Below are 15926 nucleotides of genomic sequence, written 5' to 3' on the forward strand. Positions count from 1 at the left end.
GCCATGTGCGCCGTCGGGTCCTCTGCTCCCCTGACGACGGAGATCTGCCGGGTCGTACCGCCTCGTGACACACCAACGATCCGACCCAGGAGACCCCTGATGCGCAGGCTTCCCGCCTTCACCGCTGCCTCGGCACTGACCGCTGCTGCTCTTGTCCTCACCGCATGCACCGACGCGTCGCAGCAGCCCACCGGCGATGCCGCCACCGACGAGGCCAGCGCCGAGGCATCGTTCGACCCGTCGACCGTGGAGGTCGACGAGGAGATCGCCGCGATGCTCCCCAAGGAGATCGCCGACAAGGGCACGCTGTCCGTCGGCTCCGACACGGCGTACGCGCCCGCTGAGTTCATCGACGTCGACGGCAAGACACCGGTCGGGTTCGACATCGACACCGTAGCCGCGGTGGCCTCCGTGCTCGGCTTGGAGGCCGAGGTCCAGTCGGCCCCCTTCGACGGGATCATCCCCGCCATCGGCTCCAAGTACGACCTGGGCATCTCGGCGTTCACCATCACGGATGACCGCACCGCCGAGGCGAACATGATCAGCTACGCCGTCGCGGGCTCGCAGTTCGGCGTCGCGGCCGACAACCCGGAGGACTTCGACCCCGAGAGCCTCTGCGGCAGCACCATCGGTGTGCAGACGTCGACCATCCAGGACGACGAGCTCACCGAGGCCACCAAGACGTGCGAGGAGGACGGCGAGGAGCCCATCGAGGTCGTGCGCTACGAGTCGCAGGCCGACGTGACCACCAACCTCGTGGGCGGCAAGCTGCAGGCCATGTACGCCGACTCGCCGATCACCGCCTACGCCGTGGAGCAGACGTCCGGCGAGGTCGAGACCATCGGCGAGATCAATGACGCGGCGCCCTACGGCATCGTCGTCGCGCAGGACGACGAGGACCTGACCGGTGCCGTGCAGGCCGCCGTGCAGAAGCTCATCGACGACGGCACGCTCGACGAGATCTTCGAGAGCTGGGGCAGCGAGGGCGTCGTCGTCGACGAGGCCGAGCTCAACCCCGCAGAGTGAGCCGTGCCCCAGAACTGAGAAGAGGGGTGCGATGAGCTCCAGCAACACTCCGGTGGCCGACCCTGTGCCCAACCGGATCCACGCGCGGCCCGTGCCGCGGCCCGGCCGCCTCGTCGCGGCCGCGGTCGTGGTCGTGCTGGCCGCCATGGCGGCCAACGCGCTGATCACCAACGAGAACTTCCGCTGGGACGTGGTCTGGCTCTACCTGCGCGACGTCGTGGTGCTGCGCGGCGTGATGTGGACGTTGATCCTGACGTTCGCGTCCATGGCGATCGCCGTCGTGCTGGCCGTCACGCTCGCGATGATGCGCCGGTCGGACAACCCGGTGATGCGGTGGGTGAGCTGGGTCTGGATCTGGTTCTTCCGCGGCACGCCGATCTACACGCAGCTCATCTTCTGGGGGCTGCTGGCGGTGCTCTACCCCCGGTTGTCGCTGGGTATCCCGTTCGGGCCGGAGTTCTTCACGTTCCGGACGGACGACGTCATCACCGCGTTCTGGGCAGCCCTGCTGGGTCTTGCGCTCAACGAGTCCGCGTACCTCGCGGAGATCGTGCGCGCCGGGCTGACGTCCGTGGACCCCGGCCAGGCCGAGGCGGCCAAGGCGCTCGGGATGAAGGACGGCAAGATCATGCGCCGCGTGGTGCTGCCGCAGGCCATGCGCGTCATCGTGCCGCCGACGGGCAACGAGACGATCTCGATGCTGAAGACCACATCACTCGTGGTCGCGGTGCCGTTCACGCTCGAGCTGACCTACGCGACCAGCGCGATCGGCAACCGCAACTTCCTGCCGATCCCGCTGCTGGTGATCGCGGCGCTCTGGTACCTGCTGATCACCTCGATCCTGATGGTGGGCCAGCACTACCTGGAGCAGTACTACGGACGCGGGTTCGGCACGGCCACCGGGCGCCGGGGCCGGAACAAGGGGCCGACGGACGGCAGACAGGCCGCCATCGCTGCCGCCGGGACGGTACATGAGGACGTCAACAAGGAGGTGACGCCATGAGTACGGTCACCGACTCCGCCGCGGCGCCGGCCAACGCCGCGGACATGGTCTGCGTGCGGGCCGTCCACAAGGTCTTCGGCCACGGGCACGACGCCGTGCACGTCCTGAAGGGGGTGGACCTCGACGTCGCGCGCGGCGAGGTCACGGTCATCCTCGGCCCGTCCGGGTCCGGCAAGTCCACCCTCCTGCGCTGCATCAACGAGCTGGAGGACATCACCGGCGGCTCGGTGCAGGTCGGCGGCGAGCTCATGGGCTACCGCAAGGACGCCAAGGGAACGCTGCACCGGCTGCACCCCAGGGCGGTCGCCAAGCAACGCTCGCGCATCGGCATGGTGTTCCAGCGGTTCCACCTGTTCCCGCACATGACGGCGCTCGAGAACATCATGGAAGCGCCCGTACAGGTGCGCGGGATGTCGAAGAAGGCCGCCAAGCAGCGCGCGCTGGAGCTCATCGAGCGCGTGGGGCTGTCCGACCGGATGGAGCACTACCCGGCACAGCTCTCGGGCGGTCAGCAGCAGCGCGTCGCCATCGCCCGGGCGCTCGCGATGGACCCCGAGCTCATGCTGTTCGACGAGCCGACGTCGGCGCTCGACCCGGAGCTCGTGGGCGAGGTGCTGTCGGTGATGCAGGACCTGGCGAAGTCCGGCATGACGATGATCGTGGTGACGCACGAGATCGGGTTCGCCCGTGAGGTCGCCGATCACGTCGTGTTCATGGACGACGGGATGATCGTCGAGTCCGGGCCGCCGAGCGCGGTCCTGGACAACCCGAAGGAAGAGCGCACGAGGGACTTCCTCTCGCACGTCCTCTGACTGTCCGTTGAGTGCTGGCTATTTGCGGGATGGAGACCTTTCAGCCCGCAGATATCCAGCACTCAACATCCAGCACTCGACGCTGGAGTCAGGCGGGGAGGCGGAGGTCGAAACGGCATCCGCGCGGCACGTTGGCGACGCTCGCCGTACCTCCGTGGGCCTCGGCCACTCCACGAACGATGGAGAGGCCGAGGCCCGCTCCGCTTCCCGGGCTGTCGCCCCGTTCCGGCGTGCGGGCGCCCGAGCTGCGCCAGCCCGCCTCGAACACGCGGCCCAGATCGGCCTCCGGGATGCCGCCGCACTCGTCCTCGACGGCGATCACCACGGTCGGAGCCGCGCCACCGCCCTCCTCGCACGTCACCGCGACGTGGACCGTGCCGCCGGGACCCGTGTGCCGGATGGCGTTCACCAGCAGGTTCTCCAGCGCCCGCCCGACCTGCTGGGCGTCCAGCGACGTCACCACCGGGTCCGTGACGTTCCATGCCAGGGTCACGCCGCCGGAGTCGGCAAGCGGCTGCGCGGCCGCGATCGCGTCGGAGGCGAGGTCGGCGACGGCCACGGGCTCCCGCCGCAGCGTCGCCGTGGGGGACTGGAGACGGGAGAGCGCCAGGAGGTCGTCGACCATCGCGGCCATCCGCCGGTTCTCCGCCAGGATGCGGGGCACGTGCTCCTCCACCGGCCCCACGCCGTCCTCCAGGGCCTCCGCCAGGGCGCGCACCGCGGCGAGCGGGGTACGCAGGTCGTGCGACACCCAGGCCACCATCTCGCGGCGCCGCACCTCGACCTCGCGGTCGCGTTCCGCGGCCGCCTTCTCCGCGGCGGCCTGCGTGGTGACCGTCCGGATCCGGGCCGTCAGCACCAGCCCGACGGCGAGCGCCACCGGCACGGTCGCGAGCAGGAGCAGCAGGACGGTCGTGGAGTCGGTGTCGGACAGGAACATCGCCCGCGCGCTCGCGTAGACGCCCGCCGCCACCGATCCCACCACCACGAGCGGGGCGAGGGTCGCGGCGAGCGCCACCCGGCGCCTGGCGAGGGCGAACAGGGCGATGACGCCCACTGCCCCTACCCCGGCGGCGACGGAGACGGACAGGGCGACGCCCTCGAGGTCGTTCATGCGGCACCTCCCGGCCCCGGCGCGCCGGTGCCCGGCCCCGCGGGGGGTGTCGCGTCCCACCGGTAGCCGACGCCGAAGACGGTCACCAGGCGCGTGGGCCGGGACGGGTCGGCCTCCACCTTCTCGCGCAGGCGCCGGACGTGCACCGTCACCGTGGACTGGTCGCCGTACTCCCAGCCCCAGACGCCGCGCATGAGCGCCTCCCGGTCGTGCACCTGCCCCGGATGGGCGAGGAACCAGCGCAGCAGCTCGAACTCGCGCACGGTGAGCTGCAGCTCCGTGCCGGAACGGGTGACGCGGTGCGCTGTCGGGTCGAGGCGCAGGTCGCCGTCGTACAGGGTGGCCGCCGGCCGCGGAGCGGGCACCGGGCTCCCGGCCGGCGGTGGCGGCGCCGACGTCCCGGGGGCGCTCGCTGCCGGGGCGACGGCGGTCCCCGCGCGGCGCAGGAGCGACTGCACGCGCAGCACCAGCTCCCGGGGGCTGAAGGGTTTGACCACGTAGTCGTCGGCGCCGATCTGCAGGCCGAGCACGCGGTCCTCCTCCTCGCCCCGGGCCGTGAGCATCAGGACGGGCAGGTCGGCGCGGGCAGCGCGCAGGCGGCGGCACACCTCCAGCCCGTCGATGCCGGGCAGCATGAGGTCGAGCACCACGGCGTCGGGCGGGTTGGTCGCGGCGGCCGTCAGCGCGGCCGGGCCGTCGGCGGCATGCTCCGCCACCACGCCGGCGCGTTCCAGGTAGGCGACGACCACCTGGGCGACGGTGGCGTCGTCGTCGATCACGAGAACTCGGGCCACGCCTCAGGGTACGGGCGACGACGGCAGGAACCCGGTGCGGAGTGCGATCGTCAGCATCTCGTAAGAACCGGTTCGCAGAAGAGCGGAACCCCGGTGGTCCTGGGTTGCGTCTATGGTGCATGACGTACACGAAGCGGCGCGCACGGCGCCGCGCACCAGTGCCGGGGCACGTCCCCGGCCCCAGCTCCGGGCGGTGTTCCGGATGAGCGAGGTAGCGGTGAGTCCAGCCGTACAGCCTGGCACCGGCGAGATCGCGGTCGTCCGGAGCGGCGTGGACCCCGTCGCGGACTTCACGGCGTTCGCGCAGGCCAGCACGCCGGCGCTGTACCGGATCGCCTACCTGCTGTGCGGCGACCAGCACCGGGCACAGGACCTGGTGCAGCTCGCGCTCGAGCGCACGTTCAAGGCCTGGAAGAAGGTCGGCGACGGCGACCCGTTCGCGTATGCGCGGCGTGTGCTGGCGACCGCACGCATCGACACGTGGCGCCGTACCCGGCGTGAGGTGCTCACCGACGACCCGGCGAGCAACACCGCGGAGCGGAGCGCTCCGGCGTCGGACGCCGAGCTGGCCGAGCGGGACCGCCTGGTCCGCGCCCTCATGGCGCTGTCGGTCAAGCAGCGACGCGTGGTGGTCCTGCGTTATCTCCTCGACCGCTCCGAGTCCGACACCGCGTCGGAGCTCGGCATCTCTGCCGGCACGGTCAAGTCCACTGCTTCACGAGCCCTGGCACGCCTGCGCACCCTCGTGGGCTCCGACGGCGAGAGGAGCCGATCATGAACGTGCACGACATCCACGCGAAGCAGGATGCGGCGATGCTGGCCGGGCTCCGCGCGGCCGGCTCCACCATCGACCCGCCCCGGTCGCTGGACGGCGCCGCCATGGCGACGCGGGCGGTGCGCGCCGTGCGCCGGCGGCGGATAGTGGTCGCGGCGACGGCTGGTGTCGCGGCGCTCGCGCTGACCGGTGCGGGCATCGGCGCGGCCGGTGCGATCTACGCGGACCGGCAGGAGCCCCTGCCGGGCACGGACCGGACGTCCGTCGAGTCGGCTCCGGCGAGCGGCTCGCCGTCGGCCACGCCGAGCCCTTCGGCGAGCCCGAGCGGCGCGCCGGAGGACGCGCCCGCCGTGCTCATGAAGACCGGCGGGGGAACGTTGCCGGTGATGCCGGGCGTCGAGCGTGGCGTGGTGGACGGTCCCGGACATGCCCCGTACATCCTTGGCGGGCTCTGGTACGAGGTCCCGCCGGGTGGGTGGTCGGCGGTCGGTGACGTCAACGCAGGCGGGGTGGCCGGGTTCCTGGACCCTGACGACCCGCGAGCGATGAGCGTCGAGCCCAGCACGCTCGACATGAGCATCGACGACGTGGACGCGGCGCTCGAGCTGCGCAACGTGACCGATGTTGCCGACTGGACGGTGCCCTCGCGCGACTCGGGGGCCATGACGCTGGACATCGAGGGTGCCGACCTCGTCGTGATCGAGCAGCACGAGCGCGAGGGCAAGGTCCGTCCCGCGACGATCCGGATCCGGAGCGGTGCGGAGGGCTGGGTCATCGAGACCCGGTTCCGGGCGAACGCGCAGGGCGAGGCCATGCTGCGGAACTTCGTGGGCAACCTCTGGCTCAAGGACGCGGGGGAGCCCGACTGGTACAAGCCCCAGTTCGAGACCCCGGTGCTGGACCCGGTCGAACCGGGCGTCCCGGCGGGCTGGACGAAGACCGAGCACAACGACCTGAAGTTCGCGGTGCCGAAGGGCTGGAGCTCCGAGCCGACCGATGGGCAGTTCTCACCGGGCGTCGAGTGGACCGGCAGGACCGTCACGCACGTGACGCCGGGTATCGACGCGGCGACGCTGGAGCTCTGGACCGACGCCTCCGAGAAGGAGAAGGCGCGCGCGGCGCGGGAGACGACGTCGTACGAGCGGGTCTACGTGCAGGGCGGCAAGCCTGGCGGGAACTGGTGGAGCCAGACGATGTCGGCGCCGACGTCCCAGCTCATCAAGGTCCCGGGCGCCGACTACGCCGAGGTGCAGCCGGTGCTCAACAACGTGGACGGAGAACCGGACTACTACACCGCGAGCATCTACCTCCACCAGGCGGACCAGGGCGAGAACCTGTTCCTCGTGGTCGACTTCGACGGCGGCGAGCAGGGCTGGAAGGACCTGCACACCTTCCTCGGGTCGCTCGACTTCCGGCGCTGACCGGAACCGCAGCCTCGGGCACGTGTCGGACGCGCAGGTCACGCGAGTGATCTGCCCGTCTGACACGTGCCCTTCGTCGTGCGGTCGGTGACCCGGGTCACACCGGTTCCGAGGAAATTCGCGAAACCGGATGGAACCTTCACCCCGGCTGGCCCGTGTTCCGTTCGTGACAGTCACGAGTCCGCGCGCACCAGCGCCAGAGTCCCGGGTCCCCGAGCCCGTGACGCTGTACGTCGTGCGCGCCGACTCCAGCTCTGCGGACGACCTGGAGAACGTGACCACCGAGCAGAACACCCCAGACTCCCTTTCCACCACGACGACGCCGGAGCCGGAGTCGGACAGCGCCCCGGCACAGACCGATCCCGTGCCCGCGACCCGGTCGCTCAGACTGGTCCGAGGTGGGTCGGCGGCCGCCGATGACGTAACCTCGCTGCCCGTGCGGACAGACCGGCCTACGGCCACTCACGCGCGCAGGAACGCACAGATCTCGAAGAACGAAGAGTTCACCGCGTTCATGCGAGAGGCCAGGGATCCCCTCCACCGGATGGCGTTCCTCCTGAGCGGTGATGCGCACCGTGCGGAGGAGCTCACCCAGCAGACCTTCGAGCGGTGCTACCGGCACTGGCACAAGGCGCGGCAGGGCGACCCGCTGATCTACGCCCGTCGTGTGCTGGCCAACCTGCGCATCGACGCCTGGCGGCGCACGCGGCGTGAGGTCCTGACCGGGCCCGACGACCTGCCCCAGGACGATGCCCGCGTCGCTCGGGCGGCGGCCAGGATGCCCACGCGCACCGTGGACGATCGCGACGCCGTCGTGCGCGCCCTCCTGCGTCTCCCGCTGAAGCAGCGCCGTGTCGTGGTGCTGCGGCACCTGCTGGACCTGTCGGAGTCCGAGGTCTCGAGCGAGCTCGGCATCCCTCTCGGCACCGTGAAGTCCACGGCCTCGCGCGGCCTCGCCCACCTGCGCGCGATCCTCGACGCCGATCCACTGGGCGGAACCCGATGAACACGAACCACTCCCACGGCACCCCCGACGACGAATTCGTCACGCGGGTCCGCGAGTCGGCCCACGCGGCGGTACCCGCGTCGACCCTCGATCTGGACCGGGTGCTGCGGTCGAGCCGCCGCAAGCACGCCACGCGGCGGGCGGGCGTGACCCTGGCTTCGACGTTGGCGCTCGCCACCGCGGGGGCAGGCGCCGCGGGTGCGCTACCGGGCATCCCGGGCCTCTGGAGCAACGCCCCCGTCGAGGTGGAGAGCACCGACGGGGCCTCGACGCTCGGCGAGGCCGAGGTCGACGTGCACCCGCCCTCGCCGTCGCCCACCGATATCCCGGAGGCGAAGCCGGAGACGGAGCTCGCCTACCTCGCGCCGGGTGTGCGCACCGTCGCGGAACCCGCGTCGTACCGCGTCGACCGGGACACCGTGGTGCTCGACCTCGGTCTGGACGCGGGCGGCGGCGACCGCTACCTCGCGGTCGTGACCCTCGCGAAGATCGACGGCCGCCACAGCGCCACGGACCTGGAGGTGCTCGCCGGTGGTGACACCGCCCTGGAGAACCTTCGCCAGGGGAACCTCGGTGGCACGCTGCTCTGGCGCGGTGTCACGTCCGACGCGATGGTCCTGCCGTTCGGCGGCGGGCCGGCGCTCGTGTTCGGCTTCTCGTCCGCGGCGACGGCGGGTGACCAGTTCCTGGTCTTCGACGACCCGCTGACCGGTGGTGCCGCGGGCGCGCAGGGGGCGCACGCGGCACCGGAGCCCGACGAGGAGTCCGGCGCTCCCGAAGCGGGTGCGTCGCTCCGGGTGAACCCGTTCGACGTGCTCGGCGACGGCAGCGTGTGGATGCGGGTGCTGCAGGTGGACCGCGCGACCGCGGAGCCGCGGGGGTTCATCTACTCGAACGAGGACACGTGGAGTGCCTCATGGTGCCGCAGCACGTCGCCCGAGTGCGCGGTCATCCACGACGTCGCCGACAAGTCCGTGGACGAGCCGCAGGCCGCGGAGCCCGCGCCGATGGTCGCTGAGCTCGCCCCGATGCTGGTCGAGGACGCGCAGGCCAACGAGGTCCCCGCGATGGAGGCCTGCGTCGCGCAGCGCGCCGACAGCGGGTGGACCGCACCCGAGCACCTCACGGGCAAGTCCTTCGGGCAGGCGCCGAAGGGCGTGGACGCCGACGTCTGGCGGCTGTGCCTGATCGACCTGAGCGAAGCCCTGCAGCTTGCCTCCACGGCGGGCGAACCCACGCCGTCCGGCGAGGCGACGCCCGACCCGGCTCCCACCAAGGAGCCCACCACACCTCCCGAGAACGAGGATCCCCTCGGCCTCGGTGAACTCCTGGAGGGACTCTTCGGGGGTTGATACTTCCCGGTCCGCGTCTCGTCTGGGGAGATGGCGTGGGCCGGGAACACACGAGCGGGCCGAGGCAGAATCTGGGGATCTGCCTCGGCCCGCTCTCTTTCTACCGCTACTCCCCGTCCTCGCAGGCGACACCGTTGCCGTTGCGGTCGAGGTGCGGCAGGTATCCGGGCTGCCCGTTCGAGAGGGGAGCGGCACCGGCGGCGCGGACCGCGTCGCAGTTCCAGTAGAAGACGGTGCCCGGGTTCTGGCCGTTGCCGTTCCCGTCCTCCTCGTCCTCCTGCCTCTCCTCCTCCTCTTGCTGCTGCTGTTGCTGTATCTGCTGCTCGAGCGCCTTCTCCCGCTCCTCGAGCTGCGCCTCGCGCTCGCCCAGTGCCTGCTCGCGCGCGGCGACCTCGTCCCGCTGCTTCTTGACCTGGTTGAGCCGCGACTCGATATCGGCCCGCTCCGCGTCGATCTCCGACCGGAGGGCCTGCGCGTCGGTGATCGCCTGGTTGGCGTCGGCCTGCTGGCCCGCCGTGACGACCACGCCGACGATCACGCCGAGCGCGATGCCGGCGACGGCGATCGCGACCATGAGCCCGGCACCCGGGGGGCGCGAACCGCTCTGCCGCCCGGACGGACCGGGGTGCGGCCTGGCCGGCGCGACCTGCACGGGGCCGGCAGCCATCGGTGCGGGCCCGGCGTCGTCGATGCTCAAGGGACCGGGACCGGTGCGGGGCCCGTTCGCCGACGACGGGTCGGCGGCCGGATCGGACCGTCTGCCGCCCAGGCCCTTGAGCGCGGCGAGGACGCCCGCGGCAGGACCGGTGCTCGGCCCGTCCGTGGGTGGGGGCGGTGGTGGCGCCGTGCTGGGCTGGGGCGGGTAGACGGGCTGCGGACCGGAGCCCGGGCGGGGTGCCCCCGGCGCCGGCGGAGCGCCGATCGGCGCCATCGTCATGGTCGCGCCCATGGCGTCCGCCGCCGACATGGCAGGGGCCGGGCGACCGGCTGCGGCGTCGACCACCTGGATCGCGACGGTCCTCGTGTCCGCACCGGCATCTTCCTGCTCGGCGGGGTCCGAGACGGGTACGGGGCCGGAGCTGGACGCCCCGGGGGGTGCCGGCGGTGCGGGTGGCGCGGGTGGCGCGGCACGGTCCTCGACAGCGGGCGGCGGCGTGGGTCCCTCGACCCAGTAGTTCCAGCCGGGCGGGGCCGGAGGCCACGACGGGTCGGGCGCCCAGGTGGAGTCGGGCCGGAATCCCGGGGGCACCTGCCAACCCGGAGGCGGGTTGAAGCGCACGGGCATGGTTGCTCCTTCGATACGGTCGGCCCCACTATCGGCCATTCAGGCGGGTTGGCGCCAGAACAAGGGGCCGAACCGGACATATCTACCGCCTGACACGACGACAGTAGCGCGCTCGTGTCAGAGGTCACTGGTAGACCTGGGGGCATGTTCCTCCTGGAGCGTGACGACCCCGGCACTCTCGTGCACTCGGCAAGCGACCTGGTGATCGCCGGCGAGTGCGAGTTCCGCCTGCTGCGCCGCCTCGACGAGCTCCTCGGCCGCAGTCCGCGCCGGGCCCGGGAGGAGGACGAGATGCTCGCCCGCACCGCGGCCCTGGGCGAGGACCACGAGCGCCGCGTCCTCGAGGGCCACCTCCGCCGGTTCGGCCCGGCACAGGACGGTCGCCCGGGCGGGGTGCTCGAGGTTCCGCCGGCGGGCCGGATGGTACGTGACGAGCTGGTCGACGCGCACGCCCGCACGCTGGCCGCGATGGAGCAAGGCGCCGACGTGGTCTACCAGGCGTCGTTCTTCGACGGCAGGTTCCACGGCCGGGCCGACTTCCTGGTGCGGGACCCGCTCGGTGAGCCGGGGCTCGCCCGGCAGCCGCGGTACGCCGTGCACGACTCGAAGCTCGCCCGCCGCACCAAGGTGCGCGCGCTGCTCCAGCTGGCCGCCTACGCGGACCAGCTGCTGGAGGCTCGGATCGACCCGACGTCCGAGGTGCACCTCGTGCTCGCCACGGGGGAGCTCACGTCGCACCGGCTCGCCGACCTGCTGCCCGTCTTCCGTCAGCGGCGTGCCCGGCTCGTCGAGGTCCTCGACGCCCACGTGGCCGACGACGCTCCGGTGAGCTGGGCGGATGACCGGTACCTGGTCTGCGGCAGGCTCCGCGACTGTCCCGACTGCGCGGAGGCCGCAGCCGCCGACCGCGACGTGCTGCTCGTCGGCGGCGTCTACGGGGCGCAGCGGGTGAAGCTGGCGGCGGCGGGCCTCTCGACCATCGACGCGCTCGCCGTCGCCGAGGAGCCGCCTGACGGTATGGCCGCCGCCCGCTTCGCCGGGCTGCGCGCCCAGGCGCGCCTCCAGCTCGGGCTCGACGACGGCGACGGCTCGGTCGCTCTCGACCAGGTGCCCGACGGCGTCGACCCGGACGGACCCGACGCGCGCCTGCGCTGGCAGCTCGTCGCGGCCGAGGCCATCGACCGGTTGCCGCCGCCCAGTCCCGGCGACGTGTTCTTCGACTTCGAGGGCGACCCGCTCTGGGAGGCCGCGCGCCTGCCCGGTGACGACCAGGCGCCGGCCATGGGCCTCGACTACCTCTTCGGCTGGGTGGAACGCCCTGGCCCCGACGACGCGGCCCCACCCTTCCACGGACTCTGGGCCGACGACCTGGCCGGGGAGCGTGCCGCGCTCGTCGAGTTCGTGGACTACCTCGAAGAGCGCCGCGCGACATATCCCGACCTGCACGTCTACCACTACGCGGCCTACGAGAAGACCCACCTGCTCTCGATCGCGGCGCGGCACGGGGTCTATGAGGACGAGGTGGACCAGCTGCTGCGGGACGGTGTGCTGGTCGATCTCTACGCCGTGGTCCGGCCGTCCCTGCGCATCTCGAACCGGTCGAAGTCGATCAAGAAGCTCGAGCCGCTCTACATGCAGGACGACCCGGCACGCGAGGGTGTCACGAGTGCGACGGCCTCGGTCACAGAGTACGCGGAATACGCGAAGCTGGCCGCCGACGGGGCAGAACGGGCTGCCGAGCTCAAGCAACGAATCCTGGACTACAACGAGTACGACTGCCGGTCGACGTTGCGGTTGCTGGACTGGCTGAGGTTTGCGCGGGCCTCGGCCGGGTCTGTCGGTCCTGCCGGGAGCAGCGAGGACGTGCGCGCGCTCTCGCTGCCCGTGGCCCCGCAGGACGACCGGTTGCCCGCCCAGGTCGCCGGCGTCGGCGACGAGGTGAACGTCGAGCGGGGCGTGCCGACCGACTCCGAGGTCGAGGACGAGTCGCCTCGGGCCATGGCTCGGCGCGAAGGACGGGAACGTCGGCTGGCACTGGGCGAGGAGATCTCCCGGCTGGTCGGGGACGACCGTGGGCAGCGCTCGCTCGACGTCCAGGCGCTCGCGCTGCTGGGTGCAGCGGTCGGGTACTACCAGCGCGAGGCCAAGCCGTTCTGGCTGGAGCACTACGCCCGGCTGGAGCTGCCGCTCGACGAATGGCCCGGTCGGCGGTCGACGTTCCACGTGGAACGTTCGACCGTGCTGCGCGAGTGGAGCGTGGTGGGGCGGGACCGGCTGCCCACCCGGGAGCTCGAGCTGGTGGGCCGCATGCTCGACGGTTCTCGGGTCGACGGGTCCGACCTCGGTGACGGTGACGCCGTGTACGTGCTGTACGACCAGCCGGTGCCGCCCGTCGCCCTGCCTCGCGGCCGCCACGACCTGGAGGCGCGGGCGGTGCGGGGCGAGCACTCCGGCGGTGTGGTCGTGGAGGTGCGAGAACCGGACGGCACCCGGGAGGACGTGCCACGGGGGCGCGACGTCCTCATCCTGCGGGAGCGGCTGTCCGGGGGAGCGGAACCGCACGAGCAGGTGCCCGTGGCCCTCGCGCCCCAGCCTGGACCCGCCCATGACGCACAGGAGTGCGCGATCGAGGACGCTGCGCGCACGGCGCTCGCCACCTGGCGCGCGGATCGCACGCTGCCCGAGGGCCCCGCGGTCGACCTGCTGCGCAGACGCCCGCCGCGGCTGGTCGGCTCGTCGACCGGCGCTGCCCAGCCCGGCGCTGCCCTGCCCGCGCTCGGTGGGGAAGGGGACGGCGGTCTCGACCTCGAGGCAGCCGTGTACGCGGCCGTCGAGCGGCTGGACCACTCCTACCTCGCGGTGCAGGGGCCACCCGGTACCGGCAAGACGCACGTCGGTTCGCACGTCGTCGCGAAGCTGGTCGGCGCAGGGTGGCGCGTAGGCGTCGTCGCCCAGTCGCACGCGGCGGTCGAGAACATGCTGAGCGCCATCGTCGACAAGGCGGGCGTTCCGGTCGAGCAGGTGGCGAAGAAGCAGCGGGCGAAGGGCGGCCCCGACGGCGGCGCCGCCCCGCCGTGGCGCGAGCTGACGAGCGCTCAGCTCGCGGACTGCGCGGCGAGCAGCGCCGGCGGCTGTGTCGTGGGCGGCACCGCGTGGGACTTCGCGCACGAGCGGTGGCCCGCCGAAGGCCTCGATCTGCTGGTCATCGACGAGGCGGGGCAGTTCTCGCTCGCCGACACGATCGCCGTCGGCCGGTCCGCGCAGCGGCTCCTGCTCCTCGGCGACCCACAACAGCTTCCCCAGGTCAGCCAGGGAAAGCACCCCGAACCCGTGGACAAGTCGGCGCTCGCCTGGCTCGCCGCCGGGCGGTCGGTGCTCCCCGAAGGGCTCGGCTACCTGCTGCCCGAGTCGTGGCGCATGCACCCCGAGGTCTGTGCCGCCGTCTCCCAGCTGTCCTATGCGGGCCGGCTCTCGGCCAACCCGGTCACGACCACGCGCTCGCTCGACGGCGTGCCGCCCGGTGTGGTGCACGTCCCGGTCCCGCACGAGGGACGCTCGACGTCGTCGCCCGAGGAAGCGGCCGAGGTGGTGCGGCAGGTGCAGGAGGTGCTCGGCCGGGAGTGGATACCGGGCAGCGACCGTCCGCCCCGTCCACTGGGACCCGACGACGTCGTGGTGGTCGCCGCGTACAACGCACAGGTCCACCTGGTGCGCCAGGCGTTGCGGGCGGTCGGCCTCGGTGAGGTACCGGTCGGCACCGTCGACATGTTCCAGGGGCGCGAGGCGCCGGTGGCGATCCTGACGCTCGCCGCGTCGACACCCGAGGACGTCTCCCGTGGCATGGGCTTCCTGCTGTCGCGCAACCGCATCAACGTGGCGGTCTCGCGCGCACAATGGCGCGCGGTGGTGGTCTCGTCACCCCGGATCACCGACTACCTGCCAGGTGACCTGGACGCCGACGGGGTCCGGCGCCTCATGGAGCTCGGAGGGTTCCTGCGTCTCATCGGAGCCTGATCGAGACCACCGTCGGACCGACTCGGTCTAGAAGTCCCCGCCGCCGAAGTCTCCGCCGCCGAAGTCCCCACCGCCGCCGAACATGTCGCCGAAGAACCCGCCGCCGGCGTCACCACCCGCGTCGCCTCCGGCGTCGCCGCCTGACGCCTCGACCGGCTCGGCGCCGGCCTCGGCACCAGGGTCGCCGCCCGCTTCCTCGCCGCCGCCCTCGGCACCGCCGCCTTCCTCGCCCCCGGCGAAGTCCTGCGCCGGGTCACCGAAGGAGCTGCCGAACATCATGTCTGCGACGGCCGAGCCGATCACCATGCCACCGATCGTGCCGAGCATGCTCGCGCCGAGCATCGAGCCGAAACCCGGCCCCCGGCTCGCGCCGAAGTTGCGCTCGAGCGTCCCGGGATTCCGCATCTCCGCGCGGGTCGCCATCCGGGCCAGGTCGCGCGGCTGGTCCGACGTCGCGCGCTCGTTCGGCGGAACCGTCTCGCTCAGCTGGTCCTGGACCTGCCTCCGCTGCTCGGGTGTGAGCTGGGCGAACGCTTCGGCGTGCGCCTCTTCGACCTGGTCCGGCGGAGCGGTGCGGAGCAGGTAGCGGTAACGCTCGATCGCCACCTCGTCCTCGCTGCGGCCCGTGCTCGCGGCGGAGCCGTAGACGGGCGCCGTGCCGTACTCGGGGGTCTGGCCCCGCTGCTGCCGGTAGTTCTGCCGAGGGGCGCTACCGCCCTGGTACATGCCGGGGATCTGTTCGCGCGGCTCGCGGCCGAGCAGTCGGTCGAGGAAGCCCATGATGTCGTCCTTCGTAGGTGACGGTCCAGGTGGGGAACGCCCGGCCTGGTCCAACGGTTCCGCATCGGACCGTCAGGTCCACCGGATGAAATGGCGAAGGCCCGGTCACCTCGAAAGGTGACCGGGCCGACGTCGTACAGCCGACGACGAGCTCAGACGAGCTCACCGCGGAGGCTGCGAAGATTCTGAAGGGATCAGATCGGGCGGATGTTCTCCGCCTGAAGGCCCTTGGGGCCCTGCTTCACGTCGAACTCGACGCGCTGGTTCTCCTCCAGCGAGCGGTAGCCGCTCGACTGGATCGCGCTGAAGTGGGCGAACACGTCCTGCCCACCGTCCTCGGGTGCAATGAACCCGAAGCCCTTCTCGGCGTTGAACCACTTGACGGTTCCGAATGCCATGTACTGCTCCTTGCATGAGGCGACGACCCCGACCGTCGGGATCGCAGTAATCACGGTGTCGTCGTCATCTCACGGAAGAACGATCGAGGCACTGCAACACCTACCACCCTACCTGCCCGCGGCCAGGAAAGCCCGATCAATCTTGA

At 71.9% G+C, this 15926-nt stretch carries 13 protein-coding genes; 8 read left to right on the forward strand and 5 right to left on the reverse strand.

From position 1 onward, the window contains the following. Positions 1–99 precede the first annotated feature (99 nt). The 3 genes from ACFSL2_RS18085 to ACFSL2_RS18095 are packed head-to-tail and all read left to right on the forward strand — an operon-like array spanning position 100 to position 2841. Complete coding sequence (locus ACFSL2_RS18085) at positions 100–1026, forward strand: ABC transporter substrate-binding protein (protein ID WP_377199167.1); 927 nt, start codon at positions 100–102, stop codon at positions 1024–1026. Between the two features lie 31 nt (positions 1027–1057). Then, on the forward strand, positions 1058–2029 hold the full coding sequence (locus tag ACFSL2_RS18090; RefSeq protein ID WP_377199168.1) for an amino acid ABC transporter permease: 972 nt from the start codon (positions 1058–1060) through the stop codon (positions 2027–2029). Beyond that, positions 2026–2841, forward strand: a complete 816-nt coding sequence (locus ACFSL2_RS18095) for an amino acid ABC transporter ATP-binding protein (RefSeq protein ID WP_377199169.1) — start codon at positions 2026–2028, stop codon at positions 2839–2841. Before ACFSL2_RS18090 ends, ACFSL2_RS18095 begins: the two co-directional genes overlap by 4 nt. Positions 2842–2929: 88 nt before the next feature. Here the strand turns inward: ACFSL2_RS18095 and ACFSL2_RS18100 are convergent, their stop codons facing one another. Together ACFSL2_RS18100 and ACFSL2_RS18105 are read right to left on the reverse strand one after the other, a co-directional pair. Further along, positions 2930–3955, reverse strand: coding sequence for a sensor histidine kinase (locus ACFSL2_RS18100; protein ID WP_377199170.1), 1026 nt, complete (start codon positions 3953–3955; stop codon positions 2930–2932). Further along, positions 3952–4749 (reverse strand): response regulator transcription factor, encoded by a 798-nt coding sequence (locus tag ACFSL2_RS18105; RefSeq protein ID WP_377199171.1) that lies wholly within the window; start codon positions 4747–4749, stop codon positions 3952–3954. Before ACFSL2_RS18105 ends, ACFSL2_RS18100 begins: the two co-directional genes overlap by 4 nt. 112 nt (positions 4750–4861) lie before the next feature. Here ACFSL2_RS18105 and ACFSL2_RS18110 point away from each other — a divergent pair, with 112 nt between their 5' ends. From ACFSL2_RS18110 to ACFSL2_RS18125, 4 genes are all read left to right on the forward strand, one after another. Next, positions 4862–5527 carry a SigE family RNA polymerase sigma factor gene (locus tag ACFSL2_RS18110; RefSeq protein WP_377199172.1) on the forward strand — a complete coding sequence of 222 codons (666 nt, stop codon included), beginning with the start codon at positions 4862–4864 and terminating at the stop codon, positions 5525–5527. Then, positions 5524–6945, forward strand: a complete 1422-nt coding sequence (locus tag ACFSL2_RS18115; protein WP_377199173.1) for a hypothetical protein — start codon at positions 5524–5526, stop codon at positions 6943–6945. Before ACFSL2_RS18110 ends, ACFSL2_RS18115 begins: the two co-directional genes overlap by 4 nt. Positions 6946–7111: 166 nt before the next feature. Further along, the gene (locus tag ACFSL2_RS18120) at positions 7112–7951 is read left to right on the forward strand and encodes a SigE family RNA polymerase sigma factor (protein WP_377199174.1); all 840 of its coding nucleotides are present in this window, start codon (positions 7112–7114) and stop codon (positions 7949–7951) included. Then, positions 7948–9303 carry a hypothetical protein gene (locus ACFSL2_RS18125; protein ID WP_377199175.1) on the forward strand — a complete coding sequence of 452 codons (1356 nt, stop codon included), beginning with the start codon at positions 7948–7950 and terminating at the stop codon, positions 9301–9303. The genes ACFSL2_RS18120 and ACFSL2_RS18125 overlap by 4 nt, the downstream gene beginning before the upstream one ends. 106 nt (positions 9304–9409) lie before the next feature. Here ACFSL2_RS18125 and ACFSL2_RS18130 read toward each other — a convergent pair whose 3' ends face one another. Continuing rightward, a complete protein-coding gene (locus ACFSL2_RS18130; protein WP_377199176.1) occupies positions 9410–10588 on the reverse strand; it encodes an excalibur calcium-binding domain-containing protein in 1179 nt (392 codons plus the stop codon). A gap of 144 nt (positions 10589–10732) precedes the next feature. Between ACFSL2_RS18130 and ACFSL2_RS18135 the strand changes: the two genes are divergently transcribed. Next, complete coding sequence (locus ACFSL2_RS18135) at positions 10733–14602, forward strand: TM0106 family RecB-like putative nuclease (RefSeq protein ID WP_377199177.1); 3870 nt, start codon at positions 10733–10735, stop codon at positions 14600–14602. A gap of 27 nt (positions 14603–14629) precedes the next feature. Here the strand turns inward: ACFSL2_RS18135 and ACFSL2_RS18140 are convergent, their stop codons facing one another. Both ACFSL2_RS18140 and ACFSL2_RS18145 read right to left on the reverse strand, forming a co-directional pair. Next, positions 14630–15382 carry a hypothetical protein gene (locus tag ACFSL2_RS18140; protein WP_377199178.1) on the reverse strand — a complete coding sequence of 251 codons (753 nt, stop codon included), beginning with the start codon at positions 15380–15382 and terminating at the stop codon, positions 14630–14632. A 194-nt stretch (positions 15383–15576) separates the two neighbouring features. Then, the gene (locus tag ACFSL2_RS18145; RefSeq protein WP_036971009.1) at positions 15577–15780 is read right to left on the reverse strand and encodes a cold-shock protein; all 204 of its coding nucleotides are present in this window, start codon (positions 15778–15780) and stop codon (positions 15577–15579) included. Between the last annotated feature and the right edge of the window lie 146 nt (positions 15781–15926).

The sequence above is a fragment of the Promicromonospora aerolata genome (assembly GCF_042682255.1).
Classification (GTDB): domain Bacteria; phylum Actinomycetota; class Actinomycetes; order Actinomycetales; family Cellulomonadaceae; genus Promicromonospora; species Promicromonospora aerolata.